Origin of the sequence: Chryseobacterium taichungense (genome assembly GCF_900109935.1) — a bacterium.
Taxonomy (GTDB): Bacteria; Bacteroidota; Bacteroidia; order Flavobacteriales; family Weeksellaceae; genus Chryseobacterium; species Chryseobacterium taichungense.
In genome coordinates this window covers 292,616-315,939 of sequence record NZ_FOBV01000001.1, presented here as the reverse complement: position 1 = coordinate 315,939, position 23,324 = coordinate 292,616, and the positions used below count along the sequence as shown (strand labels likewise).

The 23,324-nt window shown below is 36.0% G+C and carries 23 protein-coding genes; 18 read left to right on the top strand and 5 right to left on the bottom strand.

The window, feature by feature from the left end; translation table 11 throughout:
- The first annotated feature begins 17 nt into the window (after window positions 1-17).
- The 17 genes from BMW64_RS01515 to BMW64_RS01430 all read left to right on the top strand — a co-directional run bounded on the left by BMW64_RS01515 (window position 18) and on the right by BMW64_RS01430 (window position 19,597).
- On the top strand, window positions 18-464 hold the full coding sequence (locus tag BMW64_RS01515) for a 6-pyruvoyl trahydropterin synthase family protein (protein WP_089998084.1): 447 nt from the start codon (window positions 18-20) through the stop codon (window positions 462-464).
- Window positions 465-486: 22 nt separating this feature from the next.
- The gene (locus BMW64_RS01510) at window positions 487-1,278 is read left to right on the top strand and encodes a UDP-2,3-diacylglucosamine diphosphatase (protein WP_089998083.1); all 792 of its coding nucleotides are present in this window, start codon (window positions 487-489) and stop codon (window positions 1,276-1,278) included.
- Window positions 1,279-1,451: 173 nt separating this feature from the next.
- Window positions 1,452-2,438 carry a long-chain-fatty-acid--protein ligase gene (locus tag BMW64_RS01505; RefSeq protein ID WP_089998082.1) on the top strand — a complete coding sequence of 329 codons (987 nt, stop codon included), beginning with the start codon at window positions 1,452-1,454 and terminating at the stop codon, window positions 2,436-2,438.
- 298 nt (window positions 2,439-2,736) lie between these two features.
- Window positions 2,737-3,282 carry a hypothetical protein gene (locus BMW64_RS01500; RefSeq protein ID WP_089998081.1) on the top strand — a complete coding sequence of 182 codons (546 nt, stop codon included), beginning with the start codon at window positions 2,737-2,739 and terminating at the stop codon, window positions 3,280-3,282.
- 134 nt (window positions 3,283-3,416) lie between these two features.
- A complete protein-coding gene (locus BMW64_RS01490) occupies window positions 3,417-4,037 on the top strand; it encodes a DUF5715 family protein (RefSeq protein WP_089998079.1) in 621 nt (206 codons plus the stop codon).
- Window positions 4,038-4,118: 81 nt separating this feature from the next.
- The gene (locus tag BMW64_RS01485) at window positions 4,119-4,847 is read left to right on the top strand and encodes a hypothetical protein (RefSeq protein ID WP_089998078.1); all 729 of its coding nucleotides are present in this window, start codon (window positions 4,119-4,121) and stop codon (window positions 4,845-4,847) included.
- Window positions 4,848-5,119: 272 nt separating this feature from the next.
- On the top strand, window positions 5,120-5,470 hold the full coding sequence (locus BMW64_RS20370) for a hypothetical protein (protein ID WP_143052619.1): 351 nt from the start codon (window positions 5,120-5,122) through the stop codon (window positions 5,468-5,470).
- Window positions 5,471-5,520: 50 nt separating this feature from the next.
- Window positions 5,521-6,234 carry a sensor histidine kinase gene (locus BMW64_RS01475; RefSeq protein ID WP_177175211.1) on the top strand — a complete coding sequence of 238 codons (714 nt, stop codon included), beginning with the start codon at window positions 5,521-5,523 and terminating at the stop codon, window positions 6,232-6,234.
- Window positions 6,218-6,895 (top strand): response regulator transcription factor, encoded by a 678-nt coding sequence (locus BMW64_RS01470; RefSeq protein WP_089998076.1) that lies wholly within the window; start codon window positions 6,218-6,220, stop codon window positions 6,893-6,895. The genes BMW64_RS01475 and BMW64_RS01470 overlap by 17 nt, the downstream gene beginning before the upstream one ends.
- 142 nt (window positions 6,896-7,037) lie before the next feature.
- Complete coding sequence (locus BMW64_RS01465; RefSeq protein WP_089998075.1) at window positions 7,038-8,381, top strand: T6SS phospholipase effector Tle1-like catalytic domain-containing protein; 1,344 nt, start codon at window positions 7,038-7,040, stop codon at window positions 8,379-8,381.
- Window positions 8,382-8,550: 169 nt separating this feature from the next.
- Window positions 8,551-10,485: an ABC-F family ATP-binding cassette domain-containing protein gene (locus BMW64_RS01460; RefSeq protein ID WP_089998074.1), complete on the top strand. Its 1,935-nt coding sequence runs from the start codon at window positions 8,551-8,553 to the stop codon at window positions 10,483-10,485.
- A 175-nt stretch (window positions 10,486-10,660) separates the two neighbouring features.
- A complete protein-coding gene (locus BMW64_RS01455) occupies window positions 10,661-11,017 on the top strand; it encodes a hypothetical protein (protein WP_089998073.1) in 357 nt (118 codons plus the stop codon).
- 138 nt (window positions 11,018-11,155) lie between these two features.
- Window positions 11,156-13,549 (top strand): TonB-dependent receptor, encoded by a 2,394-nt coding sequence (locus BMW64_RS01450; protein ID WP_089998072.1) that lies wholly within the window; start codon window positions 11,156-11,158, stop codon window positions 13,547-13,549.
- A gap of 17 nt (window positions 13,550-13,566) precedes the next feature.
- Window positions 13,567-14,154 (top strand): hypothetical protein, encoded by a 588-nt coding sequence (locus tag BMW64_RS01445; protein WP_089998071.1) that lies wholly within the window; start codon window positions 13,567-13,569, stop codon window positions 14,152-14,154.
- Between the two features lie 140 nt (window positions 14,155-14,294).
- Window positions 14,295-15,629: a trigger factor gene (locus BMW64_RS01440; protein WP_089998070.1), complete on the top strand. Its 1,335-nt coding sequence runs from the start codon at window positions 14,295-14,297 to the stop codon at window positions 15,627-15,629.
- A 108-nt stretch (window positions 15,630-15,737) separates the two neighbouring features.
- Window positions 15,738-16,424 (top strand): hypothetical protein, encoded by a 687-nt coding sequence (locus tag BMW64_RS01435; protein ID WP_089998069.1) that lies wholly within the window; start codon window positions 15,738-15,740, stop codon window positions 16,422-16,424.
- 311 nt (window positions 16,425-16,735) lie between these two features.
- The gene (locus BMW64_RS01430) at window positions 16,736-19,597 is read left to right on the top strand and encodes a M16 family metallopeptidase (RefSeq protein WP_089998068.1); all 2,862 of its coding nucleotides are present in this window, start codon (window positions 16,736-16,738) and stop codon (window positions 19,595-19,597) included.
- A gap of 157 nt (window positions 19,598-19,754) precedes the next feature.
- Here the strand turns inward: BMW64_RS01430 and BMW64_RS01425 are convergent, their stop codons facing one another.
- Window positions 19,755-20,339 carry a DUF3109 family protein gene (locus BMW64_RS01425; RefSeq protein ID WP_089998067.1) on the bottom strand — a complete coding sequence of 195 codons (585 nt, stop codon included), beginning with the start codon at window positions 20,337-20,339 and terminating at the stop codon, window positions 19,755-19,757.
- 6 nt (window positions 20,340-20,345) lie between these two features.
- Window positions 20,346-21,251, bottom strand: coding sequence for a DUF6427 family protein (locus BMW64_RS01420; RefSeq protein WP_089998066.1), 906 nt, complete (start codon window positions 21,249-21,251; stop codon window positions 20,346-20,348).
- A 42-nt stretch (window positions 21,252-21,293) separates the two neighbouring features.
- On the opposite strand from BMW64_RS01420, the gene BMW64_RS01415 reads away from it, so the two are divergent.
- The gene (locus BMW64_RS01415) at window positions 21,294-21,527 is read left to right on the top strand and encodes a DUF6341 family protein (protein WP_089998065.1); all 234 of its coding nucleotides are present in this window, start codon (window positions 21,294-21,296) and stop codon (window positions 21,525-21,527) included.
- Between the two features lie 79 nt (window positions 21,528-21,606).
- Here BMW64_RS01415 and BMW64_RS01410 read toward each other — a convergent pair whose 3' ends face one another.
- From BMW64_RS01410 to BMW64_RS01400, 3 genes are read right to left on the bottom strand one after another with little or no spacing between them, the layout of a single operon-like run.
- On the bottom strand, window positions 21,607-22,044 hold the full coding sequence (locus tag BMW64_RS01410; protein WP_089998064.1) for a universal stress protein: 438 nt from the start codon (window positions 22,042-22,044) through the stop codon (window positions 21,607-21,609).
- Window positions 22,045-22,104: 60 nt separating this feature from the next.
- A complete protein-coding gene (locus BMW64_RS01405) occupies window positions 22,105-22,710 on the bottom strand; it encodes a fumarylacetoacetate hydrolase family protein (RefSeq protein ID WP_089998063.1) in 606 nt (201 codons plus the stop codon).
- Between the two features lie 4 nt (window positions 22,711-22,714).
- Window positions 22,715-23,323, bottom strand: coding sequence for a hypothetical protein (locus tag BMW64_RS01400; RefSeq protein WP_089998062.1), 609 nt, complete (start codon window positions 23,321-23,323; stop codon window positions 22,715-22,717).
- Window position 23,324 lies beyond the last annotated feature (1 nt).

Sequence of the window (23,324 nt, the reverse complement as noted above, 5' to 3'; positions counted from 1 at the left end):
TTCCTTATCTTTGCGCTATGATACGTATTACAAAAATTTTTACATTCGAAACCGCTCATGTGCTGTATAATTACGATGGTAAATGTAAAAATATGCACGGACATTCTTATAAGCTGTTTGTAACAGTGAAGGGAAAGCCTGTTAATGATTTGGAGAACCCGAAAAACGGGATGGTAGTTGATTTTGGAGATATAAAAAGTATCGTAAAGTCTGAAATAGTAGATGTCTGGGATCATGCCGTGCTGATCAACGGGCTGTCACCGCATAAGGAACTGGGCGAAGATCTCGAAGAGAAAGGGCATAAGGTAATTTACTGCACCTTCCAGCCAACCTGCGAGAATATGCTGTATGCAATTGCTGCAAAAATAAAGTCTAAGCTTCCGGAAGGAATTTCTTTAGCTTATCTTAAACTTCACGAAACAGAAAACTCTTACGGAGAGTGGCTGGCGGAAGATAATCAGTAATTTATTCAATAAACATTCAGAAGTGTTAAAGACAACCATTAATTTAGAACCTGGAAAGAAAGTGTATTTTGCTTCAGATCAGCATTTTGGTGCGCCCAATCCAAAGGAAAGTAAGGTGCGTGAAGAGCTTTTTATCCGGTGGATGGATGAGATCAAGCATGATGCACAGGTTTTGTTTTTAATGGGAGATCTTTTTGATTTCTGGCACGAATGGAAGCATGTCATTCCGAAAGGATACGTACGTGTTTTGGGCAAAATTGCCGAACTGAAAGACCGGGGCATTCACATCTATTTTTTTGTGGGAAACCATGATCTCTGGATGAAAGATTATCTGGAAGAAGAAATTGGATGTACCGTATTTTATAGTAAACAGTATTTTGAAATGGGCGGAAAGCAGTTTTTGCTGGCTCATGGCGATGGTTTGGGACCGGGTGATAAGGGATATAAGAGAATGAAAAAAGTCTTTACGAATCCTGTCGCACAGTGGTTTTTCAAATGGCTGCATCCGGATATTGCGATGAAGATCGCTTTGTACATGTCCCAAAAAAACAAAATGATTTCAGGGGATGAAGACAAGGAATTTTTGGGTGAGGATAAAGAATTTCTGATCATCTATTCTAAAGAAAAGCTGAAAACACAGAAAATCGATTATTTTATCTACGGCCACCGTCATCTTCCCATGATCATGGAACTAGAAGGAAAAGCAAAATACATCAATCTGGGAGACTGGATTTCCTATTTTACCTACGGGGTTTTCGAGCATGAATTTCAGCTGAAGACTTTTGGGGAAAACGCAAAAAAAATTACCTCATAAAGAGGTAATTCTTCGAATGAACCTAGTTCATTCTTGTTTTTAATCCATATTCCGGATTTGTAATTGCAATAACCTGACCAAAATTTAATTTTTGCATTAAAAAAATATTAAAAACCTTACTTGTTTTATTAATGACTTTATAATGAGGCAATAAGAATAAAGTACTTTCGCGAGTGAATACAATATTTGATATACAGACAGAACAGGATTTCCTGAACACATCACTGAAAACTTTCCGTTATCAGTATGAGAATGTTGAAATATACAAACGTTTTGTAGACTATCTCAATATCAATCCTGATGAGGTAGACGAGCTTTCTAAAATTCCTTTTCTTCCGATCGAAATGTTTAAAAATCATCAGATTCTGGATAAAAATGTGACGGCTGATCTTTTTTTTCAAAGCTCTGGAACCACACAGATGAATCTTTCGAAACATTTTATCGCTGATGAAGAGATTTATAAGGAAAGCATCTATAAAAGTTTTGAACAGTTTATCGGAAAACCTGAAGATTTTATTTTCCTTGGATTGTTGCCAAGTTATCTTGAGCGGCAAAATTCTTCCCTTATTTATATGGTTGATTTTTTAATGAAGAAATCCGCAAAACCCGAAAACGGATATTTTCTTTATAATCATGAGGATTTGTTTACCCTTTTAAATGAATTGGAAAATAAAAAAGTCATTCTTTTTGGAGTATCCTTCGCATTGCTTGATTTTATCGACTATTGTCATTCTGAAAGAAGCGAAGAATCTCTGAAGTTTTTAGAGAATTTAATAGTGATTGAAACAGGGGGAATGAAAGGCAGAAAAGAAGAAATGACCAAAGATGAACTTCTTAACATTTTACAGGAAGGCTTTCAAACCAAAAAAATCTACTCAGAATATTCTATGACCGAGCTTCTTTCACAGGCTTATTCTTTGGGAAACAATGAATATGAATGTCCGAATTGGATGAGAATTATGGTAAGAAATACTGAAGATCCGTTCTCTTATGAAAAAGAAGGCAGAACGGGCGCGATAAATATTATTGATCTGGCTAATATTCATAGCTGTTCATTCATCGCGACTCAGGATTTAGGTAAAATTATTGGTCATAAATTCCAGGTTCTGGGGAGGATTGATCATTCCGATATTCGCGGATGCAGTCTTCTTGTAAGTTAGGTTCGAGAGTTTAAGAGTATGAGCGTTACTATGTAGATGATTGTTTTTGTTTTATCGCAGATGTCGTTAGGGATAAAAAAAAATTGGAGTTCCGAGGGGACGACCTAAATAAGAATAGGGCCTAGCCCTATTAAACATTAAATTAAGAATAGGCTCTATAAATAAATTTAAACAGAGTCCCGAAGGGACGACCTAAACAAGAATAGGATGCAGTCCTATTAAATATAAATTTAAAAAAAGTCCAATAGGGACGACCTTAGATAAGAATAGAATACAGTCCTATTAAATTAGAAAAAAAGTGTTAAAAATAGAAGAACTGGTTCACGCATTTATTTATTCTCAATGTGACTTTGAGAAAGAAATTGTGCTGACCAACCATTTTCAGGCAGATTGGGAAGCTGATATTCTGATTGTGGATGCAGAGGGCTTCAGTCATGAAATTGAAATCAAGCTTTCAAAAAGTGATTTTAAAAATGATTTTAAAAAATCTTATACCAACAGCAATACTGGGGAAAAATTCCTGAAGCACGACAAAATATCCTGTGGAGATTATGCCTGTAACGCATTCAGTTTTCTGCTTCCGATGGGAATGGTAGATCATGATTTAATTCCCGAACATTGCGGAATTATCGAGTTTTATCATAATGTCGATTCTTGGGATACCGAGTTTTATACAATCAGAAAGCCCAGTAAAGTTCACGAAGATCCTTATTGGAAGCTTATCGATAAAGATCTCTTCATCCGCAAAATGGCTCTGAATTTACTGCAACGAAAAATGGAAATTAAAGGAAAGCATGAAGAACTGATCTTTAAAAATCCGTTTGATATTAAAAAACTGAAATAGCTCTCTTTTCAATAATCCAGTTTCTTAATTTATTTACGATATTTTTACTTAAAATTCTCTTATAAATTATTCTAATAGTAGAATCGTCTAAAATATTTTCATTATTTTTAGTTTGAATAATTAAAACATCTTTAATGAAAAAGTTTTTGTGTGGGGCTTTTGCTTTCATTATTCAGGGGACTTATTCTTCTCAGGTAGCCAAAAAAACTTTACCATGTTATGATCTTACGGAAATTTTAAGAGTAGAACCCACCTTGCTCTATAAGCCTCATCTGGATGCTTCTAAAAGTTTTGGTGTCAAGCTTCTGAAAAATTCAGAAACTGTTTTGAAGTATGTTAATAACGGGAAATTCCATAAAATCAATAAATCAGGAAAAGGATATCGGGTACAAAAACTTGATTACAGCAGGGCCTGGATGGTTTCTAAAGGAAAGCTTATGCTGGAACGAATAGGTGCGCGTTTCAGTAAAGAAACCAAAGGAAGCACATTCACGGTATCGTCGATTACCAGGACACTTGAAGACCAATGTAGATTAAGAAAAGTTAATACGAATGCTTCATTGGGGATCAGCTCTCATAATTACGGTAATTCTTTCGATATTTCCTATGTGCGTTTCAATGGGACTTTGAGGCAAAATCGACGCCTGGAGGTGGCTCTGGAAAAGGTTTTGAAATATTATCATGATGCCGGACGGATTTACTACATCAAAGAGAAGCAGCAAAGCTGTTTTCACATTACGGTTAGGAATTATTAAATAATTTTCATTTACATGTGATATACTTGCACAGATAATTTAGTTTCTTTAATTTTATGGCACTTTAAAAAACCGTGAAATATGAATACACTCAGCAGAGATCAATTTGATGTAGCCGTTGCAGAATGGACAAACCGATGTTCGGATTATAAATCTATCCAGAATCTTATCCCTACCAATTATGTCTTCAATTTTGATACAGAACAGACCGATTGGATGGCAGCTCAAAATAAGTATACTGAATTTTGTGCAGAAATAGGTGTTCATGAAGGTAAATTAGTTGCCATACTATGTCCGTTAGACTCCCGTGGTCAGAAACTTATTGTCGATAAACTTCCTTACAGTCCATTAAAAGAGCTTGAAGGAGATCTGAAATTACAGGAAACTGAACAATACGTTGTTATTAAGAACGCTGTTCTTTCAAAAGATCTGCAAAGGACTGACTACGATTCGGATACTTTTTTCCCAGTTTCAAGTCAGCCTATGCTGGCGCAGGATAAAGCAATTGATGCCATCGAAACATGGAGAAATGACGGTATGACGTGGTTCTACAGAGAATGTTCTGAGTTTAAAGGAAGTAGGATTTTCAGAAAATTTTATGTGCCAGCAAAGGATCTTACACCTACGAAAGCCGGGCTTTACCGCATCGTAGCCTCATTCGGGCTGAAATATTCTGAGATATACCAAAGGGTATTGCCAACGCTTATTTTTATCTCGTTTTATAAGGAACTCCAGGGAGGCAGTATACAGACCATCACCAATACCTACGACTGGTCTCAACCTTGCCCGCCGATGTGCCCGTTTAATTAATATCAAAATCTATTGTGGATACTTACAAAGTAATACTTTATCTTAATAATAGTTTACTTTTTATTTGTACTGTTATAGGACTTATCCGGTACAAATTTTTTAAAAATACAGAAAAATGGTATGTTTATTATATCATTTTTCTTTTTTTGATTGAAGCTGTTGTTAAACTCTGTTTTTATATTTTTGGAATAAAGGATGTCAATTTTGTCTTTCCTTTTTATGTTGCCGGAGAATTTCTGCTCTTGTGCATTTTGTTTATAAGGAAGCTCAAGATGCCTAATTACTGGTATATTCCTGTTGGGATACTCACTGTTTTATTCCTGATTGATTCTCAGTTGCTGGCAAATGATGTTAAAAAAGCAATATCCAATATCATTGTGATCTGTTTTGCAGGATATGCATTGCTTACAGAGATTAAAAACAGCAAGATTAATGATCGTTTTATGCTGGCAGACAGTATGATCTTTCTGTATTACGCATTGTCGGTTTTTTTGTTTTTTCTCCTTAGGCAGTTTTCAGATCTGGCTCAGGATGAAGCAGTAAATCTATGGAGCATCAATAATATCTTAAGCAGTGTTTTATATTTAACGTTTATTTATACCTTTTTAAAATTAAAGAAATAACTCTCAATATCAGTTTTTTTGTTACGTTAATTGTCGTTTTGATAATTATCATGACGTTTATTCTTCTCGCTTACAGAAGTTTTATTAAAAGAATAATTGAAGAAAAAAACGTACAGCATGAAGCAGAAGTTCTCCATCAGAAAAACCTGGTGCTTGAAAATATAAAGGCTCAGGAGTCTGAAAGAAAAAGAATTGCAGTAATGATTCACGATGATATTGGGAACAGACTTAATATTTTATCATTATGGCTAAATAACCTAGACACGAAAGGAGATGAGCTGATCAAGAAAAACATCACCACACAGATGTCTTCCCTGATCGATTCTGCAAGAAGTATTTCACATTCATTGTACCCTGTCAATCTGGAAACTGTCGGACTTGTTCTCTACATCGAAGAATTGATTGCCAATCTTTCCGGGAGAATAAACATCTCATTAAGCGTAAGCCCGAAATTTCAGAAAAAGGATATTTTCATAGAAGTGCAGTTGTACAGGATCATTCAGGAGTTTACAACCAATGTTCTTAAACATTCGGAAGCATCAAGAGTCTGGATTTACATTAAAGATAACCAAACCAATCTGGCAGTTGTTATTTCGGATAATGGAGAAAGCTTTGAATATGAAGAAGTGAAAAAAGGAATGGGTATTAAAAATATAGAATCCAGAATAAAATCCATGAATGCAGTGCACAAATGGAAAAATGTTTTAAATAAAGGCAGCCGATTAATTATCAAAATTCCGTATAATAATGAATTCCCAGATTAAAATAGCATTAATTGATGATGAGCAGCTCATCCTGGAAGGAGTGAAAATGCTGTTGTCTTCCGAGCAGAATATTTCCGTAGAATTTACATCGAACAACGGGCCGGATTTTTTGGAAATTCTGGAAAATACTTCGGAGGAAAACTTTCCCGATATTGCCCTGGTTGATGTCCAGATGCAGCCAATGAACGGCTTTGAACTGGTAGAAATTCTCAAGGAAAAATATCCCAATCTTAAAATTATTATTCTTTCTTCACATTACAAAACAACGATTCTGGGATATATGGTAAAGCTGGGTGTTTCAGCATTTTTACCTAAAAACTCCAACCGCAATGCTTTTATAGAAGCGATTACCATGGTCTACAAAAACGGAATTTTCTTTACTCCCGAAGATCATCAGATGATTTTTTCTTACATGAACAGTCCTACCAAAAAAAGAACCCTTTTTGAAATGGATGATGAACTCTCCGACCGCGAAAAAGATGTCGTAAAGCTTATCTGCCAGGAATGTACAAATAACGAAATTGCTGAAAAGCTTTTCATCAGCCCCAGAACCGTTGAAAGCCACCGCCAGCGGATCGTTGAGAAGATAGGTGCAAAAAATACAGTCGGAATTGTCATTTATGCAATTATCAATAATATTCATCCTTTAGAAAGGATTTGATTCCGTAGAAATACGGAATTTTTCAATTAGTACTTTTTACTCTACTGTCCCGGTTTTTTTCATCGTTACTTTGAAGAATTCGTTCACTTTGTCAAAGTTTAAAATCTTTAACAAAGTTTAAAAAGTAAAACCACAAGGTGACATGCAGAGCAACATAATATCCATCGGAGTTTTTTTCGACGGAACCGGAAATAACGGGATGAACGCAACTTCTCCTGAAAAACCTCCGAAAAACAATGAAAGCTATTACGGAAATATTACCAATATTTATAAATTGTTTCAACTGTTTAATGGTGAGGAAAAACTTTACGTAGAAGGGATTGGTACCGTCACCGGGAAGGAAGACAGTGATTTTGCCATTGCAACCTGTAAGAATTCTTCAGGATCTCACGGATATTCTTCTGATGATAAACTTCAGAAAGCATTTTCTTTTACCGGGGATATCATGTCCGACTGCACAAAACAATATGAATTTTATATTTACGGATTCAGCAGAGGAGCCATGCTGGCAAGAAATTTCTGCTACGAACTGCTCAAGGTCGATTCTTCTTTTCATGGAAATATCAAAGTGAAATTTCTCGGCGTTTTCGATACAGTAGAATCTGCACCCTTTAATGATTATAATGTTACGCTGCATCCTTCGACAGAAAGAGCACTCCATATCTGTGCAGTGAACGAATGCCGTTTTTTCTTTCCTCTGACAGGTTTTTTCGAAGATTCAGGTTTAATGGAAGACTCCAAGTTTGAAACGGTAAATACTATATGGAAAGAAATATTTGTTCCCGGTGCTCATGCTGATATCGGAGGAGGATATCTGGAAGGTTCTCAATCAGTTTACATTTCACCGAACTTTCTCGTTGACAGTGAGCTGGATGCCTATATCAATACCATCAGAACAACAGCAACCGACGCTCAAAGACATCTGATATGGAACTGTCTTCTGAATGACTTCAGGATCGATCAGGGAGAGGCTTTTTCGCAGGCGTATATTGCCAGAAAGCTTGTATACAACGAACTTTCCAAAGTGTACGGAAAACTTATGCTGCAGGAGTCAAATGCTGAAAAGCTAATTTTTAATACCGATTTAGATACTTATTTTTTAATTGATCCTGAGAAACATGCTTATCTGATACGGCTTTCAGAAACTCTGGAAAATTATATCAAAAATCTTTCTCCGGAAGCAAAACCTGATTACAGCTATAATGCACTGGCAAATTATACCCATATATCAGGGAATTTCGGATTGTATCATCCTGCAATCATAAAAAATTCAGAGATTAATGACCATACGGAATTTATCAACAACGGATTGAATGTTCCGGGAAATTCCGACGATCAGTTCATTGCCAACCAGTCGAAACAGCAGCACGAAATACATCACATAGAAGATTCTATCGTGGATTACGCATACGGAACAAACATTCCAAATAATGATCATTGGAATCGTACAATATTGATTAAGGAAAATTTATACTATAAATGTTAGTACTTTTTCAGTTTTAAATTTAGGTGTGGAGCTGTCCTGGTAAGACAGCTCTTTTTTTATGTCTTTTAAGACGCACATTTATAAGAACTTAATTTTCTGTAGCGAATTCTTTTATTTTCCGTATTTTTGCACGCGAAAATTCATTATTCACTCTTAATCATTATTCAACATGCTTTCGGTTCAAGGTTTAGGATTACATCATTCGGGAAACTATCTGTTTCAAAACGTGAATTTCACGATTAAAAAGGATGATAAAATTGGTTTGGTCGGTAAAAATGGAGCGGGGAAATCCACTTTATTAAAAATGCTTTCAGGGGAAATCAATTTCTATGAAGGAAATGTTGTACCCGAAGGAAATATTACCATCGGTTTCCTGAAACAGGATCTTGATTTTGTAAAAGGAAGAACCGTTTGGGCCGAAACAATGCAGGCTTTCGAGCAAATCAATGCCTGGAAAAATGAGCTTGAAGAGGTGAATCATCAGATGGCGACAAGAACCGACTATGAAAGTGATTCTTATACGGATCTGATCAATAAAATGACCGAGCTGAATGATCTTTTGATGAATCATGATGCCTACAACCTGGAAGGCGACATGGAAAAAGTACTGTTCGGTTTAGGTTTTAAAGCCGATGATTTTCAAAAGATTACCGATGAATTTTCCGGAGGATGGAGAATGAGGATCGAGCTTGCAAAGCTACTTCTTCAAAAGAATGATATCATGCTTCTCGATGAGCCTACCAACCACCTGGATATGGAATCGATTATCTGGCTGGAAAACTTCCTTAAAGATTATCCGGGAGCGATTGTATTAGTCAGTCACGACAAGCAGTTTATGACGGCTGTCTGCAACCGTACTTTTGATATCAACAATAAAAAAGTTGACGATTATAAAGCCAATTATTCCAAATATCTCATTATGCGCGAAGACCGCCGCGAAAAGCTGATTCAGGCTAAAAAGAATCAGGATGCGGAAATCAAGCAGATGGAAGACAATATCAATAAGTTCCGTGCCAGTGCTACAAAAGCATCATTCGCACAGTCTCTTATTAAAAAATTAGATAAAATCGAGCGTATCGAGGTGGATAATGAAGATGTTTCTAAATTTAATATCCGTTTCGTACAGTCCGTTGTTCCGGGAAAAGTAATTTTCGAAGCTGAAAATTTAGGAAAAGCCTATGGGCAGAAGCAGATTTTTGATGATGTTGATTTTATTGTTCAGAGAGGCGACAGAATTGCGCTTTTAGGGCAAAACGGACAGGGAAAAACAACGCTGGCTAAAATCTTGGCAGGAGATATTAAAGATTACTCCGGTTCATGGAACCTCGGGCATAATGTGAATATCGGTTACTTTGCACAGAATCAGGAAGAGGTTTTAACGCCAAATAAAACAGTTTTGGAAGAAGCGGAAGATGCCGCAACCGAAGAAACAAGACCTAGAGTGAGAGATTTATTAGGATCTTTCCTTTTTCAGGGAGAAGCGGTGACGAAAAAAACAAAAGTTCTTTCAGGAGGTGAGAGAAACCGTCTGGCTTTATGTAAATTGTTGTTACGTCCTTTCAACACGCTGATCATGGACGAACCTACCAACCACCTGGATATTCAATCGAAAGAAATTATCAAGCTGGCACTTCAGAAGTTTGAAGGTACACTGATTGTGATTTCTCACGACAGGGAATTCCTTCAGGGACTTTGTGATAAAATTTATGAATTCCGTGATGGGCGTATGAAAGAGTTCCTGGGTGATATCAACGAATACCTGGAATACAGACAAAAAGAAACCATTCGCGAAATTTCTGCAGAGAAAGCAAAACTTCATGGAGAGGAAAATAAGGTTGAGGCAAAGGCTAAGAAGCAGGAAGTGTCGGCAGCAGAAAACCAGCAATCATCAACCATCGTAAGTAAAGAACAGAAAAATATTCAGAACAAAATAAAAAAAGTAGAAGAAAAAATCTCCGAACTGGAAACAAAGGTTGAAGAATTTGAAGCTTCTTTTACAAAAGAAAATCCTTCTGAAGAAACGCTGGAAAAATACAATAAAACAAAAGAAGAATTAGAGGTTGCTTTACAAGAGTGGGAATATTTGGGTACTCAATTAAATTAATTTTAATAAAATAAAATCATAGAGATGCTGAGCTAGTCGAAGCATCTTAGTATAGTACGTGTTAAAATAATTCACAATATTTGTAACAAAATTTCAATTCACCCTACTTATAAATCAAAAATATTTTAAGAAAACTTTAATGTCCATTTTTAATTTATTTTTATAATTTTGACGAATGATTTTTAAAGAAAGCAGAAATCTGAAAAGTTTTATTTCCAAATTATTGTTTGGAATATACTTTCTTGCGCTGTTTTCCCAGAATTTCCATAGCCACAGTTCTGAAGATGTTTTTAAAAATTTCAGTTTTAAAAAATCAGAAAATACCATTACAAAAAACGTAGCCAAAGAAAAAGCAGCCGACTGTCTGGCCTGTCATTTTATGGCTACAGGACATACGTTAGTCCCTGAAGAATTCAGTTTTACTCTTGAAAGCTATACGCATGAAGTAGAGCAGATCATTACTCTTCAGGAAAAAATCTGGTCTCAGACAAAATTTACTTTTCAGCTTCGCGGGCCGCCGGCAATTTCATAGTTTACAGATTCTTATTGGTTAAAGCTTAATATCTTGATGCAAGGGTTATTTCCCTGTGTATTACTTTATCCAATTCCCAACAATTAATTTTTTACGAAAAATGTACCTGAAAAAGGTACGCAATCAATCTATTTAACAATGAAATTGATATACAGTTTTATGCTTATCATGTGTGGATTTGCATTTACAAATGCGCAGCAGACTTATACTGTAGAAGGAACTGTTCAGGATTTTCATGACAAAACCATGCTGGAAAATGCAGTCGTGAAAATGGGAAACTATTCAGCAAAAACAGATAAAAGCGGTAAATTTTCTATCAGTAAAATTCCTGCGGGAAATTATATACTCATTGCTAAACATCCTGATTGTAATGATTATACTGAAAATGTAGGAGTTACAAAGGATTTGCATTTGGCGATAACGCTTGAACACCATATTCAGGATATCGAAACGGTGACCGTTCATGGAAGCCATAAAAACAATGGAAGTATGGTTGTGAAAACGCTTGACAAATCAACAATTTCACGAAATATTACCGAGAATCTCGGAAATCTTTTAACCAATATTTCCGGTGTGAATGTATTAAAAACAGGAAATAATATCGCGAAACCTATTATTCATGGGTTGTACGGAAGCCGTGTTTTAATACTTAATGACGGGGTTAAGCTGGCAGAACAGGAGTGGGGTGTAGAGCATGCTCCCAACGTAGATGTCAACAATTTTGAACATATCGATGTTGTAAAAGGAGCTTCGGCACTGAAGTATGGTAGCGGCGCAGTAGGAGGTGTTGTTGTTCTGCAGCCACAGGTTTTACCAAAGAAAGATACGATAATGGGAGCGGTTTCTCTATCAGGAATTTCGAATGGAAAAGGTGGCGACCTTAATGTAAAACTGGCGAAAACCTGGGAAGACGGCTGGGCGATTAAAACCAACGGAAGCTTTAAAAAGCTTGGAGATCTTGATGCACCCAATTATGGGCTGATGAATACAGGACTTCAAAGTTCAGGATTTAATTTTGGAGTCCAGAAAATGACTTTCAATAAAGGGTTTTCTTTTGATTATTATCTTACGAAAAGCTCGGTAGGAATTCTCAGAAGCTCGCATGTAGGTAACTCGGAAGACTTGTATCTTGCGCTTACTTCTCCGGAGCCTATTTATCAGAGAGATTTCAGCTATGATATTGATAACCCGAGACAGGAGATTGAGCACCATATTGCTAAAGTTTCTGCCTATCAGAGATTTAAGAATTTCGGTAAAATTACAGCGACCTACAGTTTTCAGTATAATCACAGGAAAGAGTTTGATATCCGTCGTGGAGAAGAGCTCAGCAAAAAACCTGCTTTGGATCTGGAGCTGATCACCAACGACCTGAATATCGATCACATCATCGAAAGAGGAAACTGGAATCTTGAATCGGGAATTAACGCGGGTTATCAGAACAACTATTCCAATACACAGACTGAAGCAAGACGCCTTGTCCCGAATTATGACAGGTATTACGCTGGAGCTTATTCTGTTTTTAAATATAAAATCACTCCGGATCTGGATATGGAATTGGGAGGAAGGTACGATTTTGATCATTATGAAGTGACCAAATGGTATGATCTGAGCGATTGGAACAAATTATATGCTTCCGATTTCTCTGACTTCGCTGTAAGAGTAAACAAAAACAGAATTCTTACAAAACCATCATTAAGTTATAATAATGTATCGGCCAATGCAGGTATCGTCTACCGTCCTTTCCAGAATTTTGATTTGAAATTCAATTATGCGAGGGTTTCAAGATCTCCGAATGTTGCTGAGCTTTTTGCAGATGGGCTGCATCATTCGGCAGCGATCATTGAAAGAGGAGATATGAGGATCAAAAATGAAACAGGGAACCAATTTAATCTTGTGGCTGATGTAAGAGCCAATGTTTTAAAAGGATTAAATATCTCTGTAAATCCCTATTTCTTTTACACCAAAAACTTTATTAACGAAATTCCTTCGGGATACCAGAATACACAATGGGGAGGGGCTTTTGTCGTGTACAACTATGAACAGATTGATGCAAAGATGTATGGGGTAGACCTCGATGTTCAGCTTAAAATTACCGATAATCTCGGATATAAAGGAAGCGCATCATATGTTTACGGACAGGATCTTACCCACAATGTGTCATTAATCCTGATGATGCCGCCGAATTTTAATAATTCACTGGAATTCAGTAAAAAAGAGTGGAAAAACTTTTATGTAAATGTAAGCAACAATACTTACCTGAAGCAAACGAGATTTCCGATTTACAATGTTCCGATCCGATTATTTGATTCAAATGGCAATGCCTATAATCAGGAAGTGGATATTTCCACACCTCCCAACGGATATTCGCTCTGGGACCTTCAGGCAGGGGTAAAGCTGTCTAAAAATTTCGGCGTTGATTTTTCAGCCCGTAATGTATTTAATAAAGCCTACAGAGATTATCTCAACAGGCTCCGTTTCTTCGCTGATGATATGGGAAGAAACTTTATTTTAACGTTTAAATATCAATTTTAATTACTTAAATCAAAAAAATGAAAAATATTTTTAAAAATACAACACTTATTGCAGGACTATTATTCTTATCGGCTTCTTTGAGTTTAACCTCTTGTAACAGAAGCGACGATGAAGCAGATGACCTTCCGCAGGAAGAATTGTCTGATGTTCTGCTGAAAGTTACAGATGCATCAACAGGAACTTCTGTGGTGTACGACTATCAGGTGAACAGTACCACCAACCCGAATGTTAAGTTGGTTGACGGCCATACTTATAATGTAGAAGTGATGTTCAGAAACGGAGATGAAGATGCTACACAGGAAATAAAAGATGCTGTAGATGAGCACTTTTTAGTGTATAATTTCCCGAATTCCGATATTACGTTGACCCGTACTGACGATCCCGGATTTGTAAGAGGCGATGGAAACCATGTCGGAATAAAAACAAAATGGGTTGTGAATACGGCAATTAAAAATACTTCTGCCCCGGCACAGTTGGTTCTTACGCTCTATCATGAGCCGGTAACTGTGTCTGAAGCTTCCTCAGTAAGCGGAAACGGAGTTATCTACGGTACCCATACCGGAGGTGAAACCGACGCTCAGGCTAATTATAATATTATTCATTAATATAGATCCTTAATCTTGTTATAAAACCACTGATTCTTTCGGTGGTTTTTTATTTAACATTATTTGGCTTTTTAAGTTCATTTTAATGAGAGATTTTCATAAAATTTTCCTATTTTTGCAACCTAAAATTTTAATCAATAATGAAGGTTACCGCACAAAACCATGATGATGTAAGTGCATTGCTTACAGTGACATTGGAAAAATCTGACTATAAAGAAAAAGTTGAGAAGCAATTGATTAATTATGCTAAAAATGCGCAAGTTCCTGGTTTCAGAAAAGGGAAAGTGCCTTTAAGTATGGTTAGAAGACAATATGAAGCAGGCATTGCTTTCGAAGAAATCAACAAGCAGGTTTCTGATGCTTTAAACAACTACGTAAATGAAAACAAATTAAGATTAGTTGGTCAGCCTGTTCCTCAGCCAGTAAACGAATTCGATTACAATGCTGATCAGTTGGAAGTTGCTTTTGAAGTAGGATTTGAGCCTGAATTTAGCATCGATTTAGCTAAATACGAAGCGCCTCACTACAAAGTTGAAGCTTCTGAAAAAGAAATTAACAAGAGTATCGAAAACATGCAGAAGCGTTTCGCTGAGCAGGTTCCTCAAGATAAAATCACTAAAGATTCTTACATCGCCCTGGAAGTTTCTCAGGTAGTGGAAGAAGATGCAGAAGGAGAGCACCACCACCATCCTAAAAATGTTACCATCACTGCTGAAAACAAAGAAGCATTCAAATTGGTAAAAGGTTTGAAAATGGACGGATCTGTAAAAGTTTCTAAAGAAACGCTTGCAGGTAGCGAAGAATTGGCTAAAGAATTAGGATTCTCTAAAGAAGAAGTTGAGCACTTACACCACAATGAAGTGGAAGTAAAAGTAAAAGATTTCTATTCTTTGAATCTTGCTGAGCTTAACCAGGATCTTTTCGATAAAGTATATGGTGAAGGAAACATCAAATCTGAAGAAGAATTAAAAGAAAAGGTAAAATCTGAACTGGATGAATACTTCCAGCAAAATGCAGATGTACACTTTGTAAATAAAGTTTTGGAGCAGGTTTCTGAAAAAGAAGAAGTAAAATTACCGGAAGAATTCCTTGTAAAATGGTTAATCTTCTCTAATCAGAACATCCAGTCTGAAGAACAGGCTAAACAAATTCTTGAAACTGAGAAAAACCAGTTGAAATATCAGATCATTGAAGGTAAATTAATGACGGATAATGAGATTCAATTAGACTATGCTGATGTTTTGGCACAGGCTGAGCAATTGGTAAGAAATCAACTGGCAATCTACGGAATCCACCACTTAGGAGACGAAGAAATCCAGAAATATGCTGTTGAAATGTTGAAAGACCAAGAGCAGGTAAGACAAATCTCTTCTGAAGTTGCTATGACAAAACTTAAAGATGTAATTCTTGAAAAAGCAACAAAAAAAGAAACTGTAATTTCTCACGACGAGTTTTTAGAGGAGCTTAAAAAATAATTTATACAATTATAAATATTTATAAACCACCATTTTGGTGGTTTTTTTATGGGTCATCCATAAATTTTATCATACAATATTCATATATTTACGACTTAAATTTAGTATATGAAAAAGATCATCATTCCCTTTTTATGCGCTGTGCTATATGCTGCTCCTGTGGCTGCACAAACAACTACTGCTGCTCCGGCTAAGACGGAAGCTGTAAAATCGAAATTAACACCCAAAGAAGTTATCGACAATTATCTTAAAGCTTTGGGAGGAAAAGATAAACTGGAAAGTATTAAAACAACACTTATCGAAAATACACTTACTGTTCAGGGAATGGATATTACGATGACCACCAAAAAAATGGGAAACAAATTCAAATCTGAGCAATCTGTGATGGGTCAGAAAATGGTTCAGTTTTTTGATGGTGAAAAAGGATACTTCGAGCAGGGAGGTCAAAAAATGGATATTCCGGCTGATAAAATTGCAGATTTAAAAAAGAGCAAAGTAATTGATGCTTTAGCGTATGATCCGGCCAGCTTCACAACAGTTACCGTTGAAAAAGTAGATGGAAAAGACTACAATGTATTAAACTCAGATAAAGGTAAATTCTATTTTGATGCTTCTACAGGATTATTGTATAAATCCTCTGCAGCTGAAGGAGTAGCAACTGTAAAAAGTTATATGACTGTAGACGGAATTCAGTTTCCTCAGGAAATTGAGGCAGAAGGAAACGGTCAGAAAGTGGTTATTAAGACTACAAAAATCACACTTAATTCCGGAGTTTCGGATGCTGATTTTAAATAAAATTTATTATTTAACATAATTAAACCGGGCTCGTCCCGGTTTTTTTATTGAATTGATATTTAACGAAAGATTAACTAAAAACTCCTTTACCGCTTTTTATTGAATTTGTATTTTTGCTTCAAATAAGACACATTAAAATGATAAAAAAATCCAACGAAAACAGATTTCTATTCCCTGTTTGCAATCAATTCCTGAAGAATCCTGAAAAATTAACTCTATTTAACGAATTTTAACTCTAAATAATATTTTCATTATTTCTTCGTTCTGTGAATAAATGATATTTTTGAACCATAAAAATTAATAATCAAACTATGAAGAAAATGCTATCTTCATTTGCAGTGGTTTTCCTTTTCTCTGCAAATGCATTCGCACAGAATATTCCTACAGACCCCTCTGTAAGAATCGGTACTCTTTCAAACGGAATGAAGTACTACATCAAAAAAAATACGTTACCCGAAAAGAAAGTAGATTTCAGATTGGCGATCAATGCAGGATCTATTCTTGAAGACGAAAACCAGCAAGGGCTTGCACACTTCATGGAGCACATGAACTTCAACGGGACAAAAAATTTCCCAGATAACAAGCTGGTTGATTTTCTACAGTCAATCGGAGTAAAATTCGGTCAGCACCTTAACGCTTACACAAGTTTCGACGAAACGGTATACATGCTTCCGGTTCCCTTGGATAAACCAGGCAATCTTGACGCAGGCCTTAAGGTAATGGAAGACTGGGCATTCAATGCAACACTTTCTGATGAGCAGATCAATAAGGAAAGAGGCGTTGTTCTGGAAGAATTAAGATTAGGTCTTGGTGCAGACAAAAGAATGTCAGACAAATATCTTCCTAAGTTGTTGTACAATTCTCAGTATGCCAACAGGCTTCCGATAGGAAAGAAAGAAGTGCTTGAAAATTTTAAACCTGAAGTGATCAGACAGTTTCATAAAGACTGGTACAGACCGGACCTTATGGCAATCGTTGTTGTGGGAGATGTGAATGTAGATGAGATTGAAAAGAAAATTAAAGATAATTTCAGCAAATACAAAAATCCTGAAAAACCAAGAGAAAGAAAAACATTTGATCTGCCAAACCATAAAGAAACGCTGGTAGCTGTGGAAACGGATCCTGATGCGACAAGCTCAATGGTTCAGTTTATCATGAAAGATTCGGAAGCTTATCAGCCGGATGTTACAGTTGAGCAATACAATCAGAGTATTATTGAAAACCTTACTTCAACCATGTTGAATAACAGATTGAGAGAACTTGTAAATTCTACGAATCCTCCATTTACTTATGGATCAGTTTATCATGGAGGAACGTATGCAAGAAGCAAAGAAGGTTTCCAGGGATTTGCCATGGTTAAAGATGGTGGCCAGATGAATGCGCTCAAAGTGCTTTTGGAAGAAACCGAAAGAGCTAAAAGATTCGGATTTACTCAGACTGAACTTGACAGAGCAAAAGCTCAGGTTTTATCAAACCTGGAAAGATCTTACAACAACCGTGATAAAACGGAAAGCGATATGCTGGTCGATGAATATGTGAGAAACTTCCTGGAGCAGGAGCCGATTCCGGGTATTGCATGGGAATATGAGGATACAAAGAAATTTTTACCTTCAGTAACACTCGCTCAGACGAATGAAGTTATCAAAAAATTCGTGAAAGACGATAGCAGGGTAGTCGTGATCACCGGTCCTAAAAAAGACAATGTTCCGATGCCGACGCAGGCTATGGTTTTAAACATGTTTGAAAGCGTGAAAATGGCTGATCTTAAGCCTTACCAGGAGAAAGAAACGATTAAAAATTTAGTAAAGCCATTCAAATCAGAAGGAAAAATTGCCAAAACAGAAACTGATGCAAAACTGGGTACTACAACCTGGACACTAAGCAACGGGGCAAAAGTAACATTCAAAAAAACGGATTTTAAAGATGATGAAATTGTTTTCTCCGCAAGAAGTATGGGAGGAAGCTCTCTGATTAATGATGCTGATTACAATAAAACTCAGTTTGCTTTTCCTGCATTATCAGAAGCTGGAGTAAACGGTTTTTCAAAATCAGATCTTACGAATTATCTTGCCGGAAAGCAGGTAAGCGTAAATCCTATGGTAAGTTCTTTATTTGAAGGAGTTTCAGGACGCACGACACAAAAAGATCTTGGTACGGCAATGGAACTGATGTATGCGTATTTTACAGGACTTAATTATAATCCTGACGCATTCAACGCCTATAAAACAAAGCAATCTGCTATGCTGGACAATCTGTTGTCGAATCCTCAGTTTTATTTCTCAAATGAGCATGCCAAATTTATGAATCAGAAGAACCCAAGATTTATAGGTATTGTTCCTTTAGAAAAAGAATGGACCAATACAGATTATAAAAAAGCATATGATATTTATAAAGAGAAATTTGCCAATGCCGGAAACTTCCATTTCTATTTTGTAGGAAATATTGATGAAGCTAAATTTAAAAATGAAGTGCTGCAGTATATTGCCAGTCTTCCGTCTACAGGAAAATCATCCAACTTCAAGGATACGGGATACAGACAGATGACAGGGGATTTTACGAAAACCTATAAAAAAGGGAAAGATCCTAAAAGTATGGTGACGATCACTTATCTGGGTGAAACTCCTTATAATGAAAAAGAAGCGCTTGCGCTGGAAGCTTTAGGAGAAGTAGCTACCATAAAAGTGATTGAAAAACTACGCGAGGATGAAAGTGGAATTTATGGCGGAGGAGCAAGAGGTGGAATGTACCGGGTACCTTACAACAATTACAGTTTCAGCATCAGTTTCCCTTGCGGACCTGAAAATGCAGATAAACTTACAAAAAGTGCACTGACAGAGCTGCAGAAGTTAATTGACAAAGGACCTGAACAAAAAGATCTTGACAAATACAAAGAAGGCGAATATAATGACCACAAAACAAGCTTGAAGGATAATATGTACTGGATGAATGCGCTTACTAAAAATCAGATGGATGGAAGTGATAAGTATGAAATCCTGAACTATGAGGAAAAAGTGAAAGCTTTAACGGTAAAAGATCTTCAGAATGTAGGTAAAAAATACCTTACAAAAGGCAGAATTGTGGCGACTTTAATGCCGGAAGATGGTTGGGAAAATGCTAAAAAAGATGAAGCAAAACCTGAAACAGCGGTGATCAAAGCCGGAGCTGCAAATTAATATTCGATTTAATATTCCAAATAAATCCCGTCCGATAAATCTACCGGACGGGATTTTTATTTATTGTTCTATTAATTACTAAAGGTCAATGTTGATCTTTAGGTCATATGAATACACATACACAAGTCAACTCTCAAACCCTTACTCTCAAACCCCATTACGAGCCGTACTCTTTCTTCCATTCTTCGGCTGCACCGCTCAGTACTTCATAGAAGTCTTCACCATATTTTCTGATCAACGGTGTTTTCAGGAATTTATATACAGGTACCTGCAGTTCTTTTCCTAAAGTACAGGCGTCACTGCATACGCTCCATTCATGATAATTTAAAGCCGTAAAAGAAGAATATTCCGTTATACGGATCGGGTAGAGGTGACAGGAAATTGGTTTTTGCCAGTCAACGGCGCCATCTTCGTAAGCTTTTTCGATACCACATTTTGTAATGCCTTTTTCATCAAAGGTAACGTAAGCGCATTCACGGTCTTCCACCATTGGTGTTACATACATGCCGTCCATAGGATCGGTGGTCCATGTTCCCTGTTCTTCCAAAGCTTTAATGCCTTCCGGGGTAAGATAAGGCTTAATTTTATCAAAAATATTATCTAAAATTTCCAACTCATCTTTATCCAAAGGAGCTCCTACGTCTCCTTCCACACAACAGGCACCTTTACATTTGGTAAGGTTGCAAACAAACTCTTCAGAAAAAATTTCTTCGGAGATCAATTTATCGTCTATCTGAATCATAATCTTTTAAAATAAATCAAAATAAGTTCCGGCTTTAAAACCGATTAAACTGAAAATTATTACCCAAAGGCTCACCTCCTGCATCCAGTACTTCGGTAAAAATCTCAACATCCGGCTGAGGATAATCGTAGAAGGGAATGCAAGAAGCAATAAGTACTCATAATTTTTGTTCATATAAAGCACGATGGTAATCAGCTGGGCAAACGAAAAAACCAATAAAAAAGTGTACTTGTATCTGCTTACCGGGCTCTTCTTATTATAATTTCTAAAGTGGTCATAAACTGCGTAGATCAGCATCAGCACAATAGGAATCAGTGGCAGCAGCCCTTCATAATCAGTAACAAATTTCATTCTTCCGAAAGGGAAGTAATCCATATTCCATGAAGTGAAATCTAAAAAGAACATCACGGAGAAATAACTGAAAACGATCAGTAAAATTCCCAACAAAAACCTGAAAATGTTCAATCCTATCCTTTCAGAAGTGGCAACAACATGGATGATCACAAAAACCGCCATCGGCCAGGTTGTCGGAAGAAAAATAAAGTTCAAGGCTACAATAGATCCTACCAGAACATAAGATTTTTTTCTGATGTCTTCATTGGTGCTGGTAAGAAGAAGCAGAAGAAAAGAATTGGTAAGAAGTGCAATGGCCAGACCGATATCAAGCCTTCCGGGATATAATCCAAAAATAAAAAATGTATATAAAAATAAAGGTAAATGAGTCTGATAATTCAGCGCAATGCTGTGAAAGCAAAAATATCCCAAAGCAATTCCCAGAAAGGTAATTACAGCGATAATTGCTTCATAAGTGTTGAAATTCAAAAAGTTAAAAGTTATTACTATTAACAGAAGAAAACCAATATAAACCGGTATTGAAAAAATATTGCTTTCTTTTGAAAGTAATTTAAACATTTTTTATAAATTTGTACAAAGTTAATTTAAAAAAGGAAAATAATGACGTCTTTCTTTCTATTCTTAAGCAAAGTTTTCAAATGGTCGTTTGGTTTTTATGATGCATTCGGAAACGTATTAAACTGGATTTTATTTATTGTTTGCTGCGCATTGTTTACCTACTGGTGCTATGTATTGGTGGTTACACTTGGCAACAATAAAGACAAAGACTACTATTCTCCAACAGAAGGGAAGTTCCCTTACTATGATCCGAATATCTACAAAAAAGAAGGTTAATTAATTGGTTATATAGTAAAAAGCCGATCAAATTCTGTTTGATCGGCTTTTTTTATTGTTAACGATTAAAAAATTATAGCTATTCATGAATAGGCAATACCAGCACAGGAATATTAGAGTCTTTGGTGATTCCTTTTGTTAGGCTTCCTACAAAAACATCATATATTCCGCTTCTTCCGTGTGACCCCATTACAATAAAATCTGCTTTTTTGTCATGGGCATGTTCTAGAATAATATCCTTCGCAATACCCTGTTTCAGGATGTGTTCACAATCTACCTCGTGGGCAAGAATTCTTTGCTGTATTTTATTAAGCTGTACCAGTTCTTCTCTGATCTCGTTCTCTTCAACCTCCGGAAAATACTGGAAACCCATATCACCGATCGCAAAACCAATATCCGACGGCGCTACATGGATAAGAAAAATCCTGCCGTTTATCTGCTTTGCAAATTTTACTGCACCTTCTATGAGCTGCTCTGTTTTGTCCCCAAAATCTACGGGCAATACAATATTTACCATAACCTTTAATTTTGTCTACTAAAGTTAAGAAAAATATGGTAGAAAACAGCATTAAATTATCTACAATATTCTGATATCAATCACTTTTTTATCCTCAAGATAAGCTTCCAGAATATCATTTTCTTCAACTCTACCAACACCTTTTGGAGTTCCTGTAAAAATAAGATCACCAACTCTTAAGGTAAAATATTGCGAAACAAAAGCAATAATATCATCAATACCGAACATCATGTCTTTCGTATTTCCGTCCTGAACTTTTTCTTTATTTTTTAATAATGAAAAATTCAAAGATTCAAGATTAAAATCTTCTTTTTTAAAGAAATTTCCAACGACTGCAGAACCGTCGAATCCCTTAGCAAGCTCCCATGGTAAGCCCTTTGATTTTAGTTCACTTTGAAGGTCTCTTGCCGTAAAATCAATTCCTAACCCGATTTCCTCATAATGTTTATGAGACGTTTCTTTCTGGATATATTTTCCTCCTTTTGAGATTTTTACGACCACTTCAAGTTCATAATGAACGTCATTTGAAAACTCCGGAATATAAAAATCATTTCCTTTCAGAACGGCAGTATCAGGTTTCATGAAAATGACTGGTCTTTCCGGGATTTCATTTCCCAGTTCTTTTGCGTGTTCGCTGTAATTTCTCCCTATGCAGATTATTTTCATAATTTTATTTAATGCTAAATGTTGTATTAATATCGAGTTCCTTGCCAATATATTGAATATGTAATGAATCACGAATCTCCGTAAATTTCATACTGTCAATATATTGTTTTTTCGGAACAGAAAGCAGTTTGTATTTTTGTTCAAAAGGAAATTTTTTTTGTACAAAATAAACATCTTCAGCTCTTGTCATCCCTGGCGAGCTATACTCGCTTTCAATTCTGTAATTTGCTGTCTCTTTTTCTATTGATGGTGTATGATATATTTTTATCCCGCCAATTGTTCCGGCAATAATTAAAATAAACTGATGTAAAACCGGAATATTAAATATAAAAGAGAAAATATTGATTAATTTTAATCCAGGATTTTTTATACCAAATTTCATCGCCAGAAGCAAAAGACTTAGAGATACTCCATAAAAAAAATTCTGTGAAAAGGCTCCATAAATATCTACAATGCCTAAAAACTCAATTAAATAGATGAAATATAAAGCAATTCCTGAAATTAAAAAGATTTTGGTCACTTTGAATCTTGGTTCCTTTGGTATCCTTTTGATAAAGAAAACAAAAATACCTGTTACAAAAACTAAAAGCGAAAAATTGAAAAATTCATTCATT

Bases quoted from the DNA above. Each gene is read 5' to 3' on its own strand.
- BMW64_RS01435 (WP_089998069.1), top strand. From the start codon at position 15,738: ATGAAAAAGATCATCATTCCCTTTTTATGCGCTGTGCTATATGCTGCT.
- BMW64_RS01490 (WP_089998079.1), top strand. From the start codon at position 3,417: ATGAAAAAGTTTTTGTGTGGGGCTTTTGCTTTCATTATTCAGGGGACT.
- BMW64_RS01410 (WP_089998064.1), bottom strand. From the start codon at position 22,044: ATGGTAAATATTGTATTGCCCGTAGATTTTGGGGACAAAACAGAGCAG.
- BMW64_RS01430 (WP_089998068.1), top strand. From the start codon at position 16,736: ATGAAGAAAATGCTATCTTCATTTGCAGTGGTTTTCCTTTTCTCTGCA.
- BMW64_RS01460 (WP_089998074.1), top strand. From the start codon at position 8,551: ATGCTTTCGGTTCAAGGTTTAGGATTACATCATTCGGGAAACTATCTG.
- BMW64_RS01465 (WP_089998075.1), top strand. From the start codon at position 7,038: ATGCAGAGCAACATAATATCCATCGGAGTTTTTTTCGACGGAACCGGA.
- BMW64_RS01455 (WP_089998073.1), top strand. From the start codon at position 10,661: ATGATTTTTAAAGAAAGCAGAAATCTGAAAAGTTTTATTTCCAAATTA.
- BMW64_RS01415 (WP_089998065.1), top strand. From the start codon at position 21,294: ATGACGTCTTTCTTTCTATTCTTAAGCAAAGTTTTCAAATGGTCGTTT.
- BMW64_RS01485 (WP_089998078.1), top strand. From the start codon at position 4,119: ATGAATACACTCAGCAGAGATCAATTTGATGTAGCCGTTGCAGAATGG.
- BMW64_RS01405 (WP_089998063.1), bottom strand. From the start codon at position 22,710: ATGAAAATAATCTGCATAGGGAGAAATTACAGCGAACACGCAAAAGAA.
- BMW64_RS01445 (WP_089998071.1), top strand. From the start codon at position 13,567: ATGAAAAATATTTTTAAAAATACAACACTTATTGCAGGACTATTATTC.
- BMW64_RS01420 (WP_089998066.1), bottom strand. From the start codon at position 21,251: ATGTTTAAATTACTTTCAAAAGAAAGCAATATTTTTTCAATACCGGTT.
- BMW64_RS20370 (WP_143052619.1), top strand. From the start codon at position 5,120: ATGCCTAATTACTGGTATATTCCTGTTGGGATACTCACTGTTTTATTC.
- BMW64_RS01470 (WP_089998076.1), top strand. From the start codon at position 6,218: ATGAATTCCCAGATTAAAATAGCATTAATTGATGATGAGCAGCTCATC.
- BMW64_RS01515 (WP_089998084.1), top strand. From the start codon at position 18: ATGATACGTATTACAAAAATTTTTACATTCGAAACCGCTCATGTGCTG.
- BMW64_RS01425 (WP_089998067.1), bottom strand. From the start codon at position 20,339: ATGATTCAGATAGACGATAAATTGATCTCCGAAGAAATTTTTTCTGAA.
- BMW64_RS01400 (WP_089998062.1), bottom strand. From the start codon at position 23,323: ATGAATGAATTTTTCAATTTTTCGCTTTTAGTTTTTGTAACAGGTATT.
- BMW64_RS01440 (WP_089998070.1), top strand. From the start codon at position 14,295: ATGAAGGTTACCGCACAAAACCATGATGATGTAAGTGCATTGCTTACA.
- BMW64_RS01450 (WP_089998072.1), top strand. From the start codon at position 11,156: ATGAAATTGATATACAGTTTTATGCTTATCATGTGTGGATTTGCATTT.
- BMW64_RS01475 (WP_177175211.1), top strand. From the start codon at position 5,521: ATGACGTTTATTCTTCTCGCTTACAGAAGTTTTATTAAAAGAATAATT.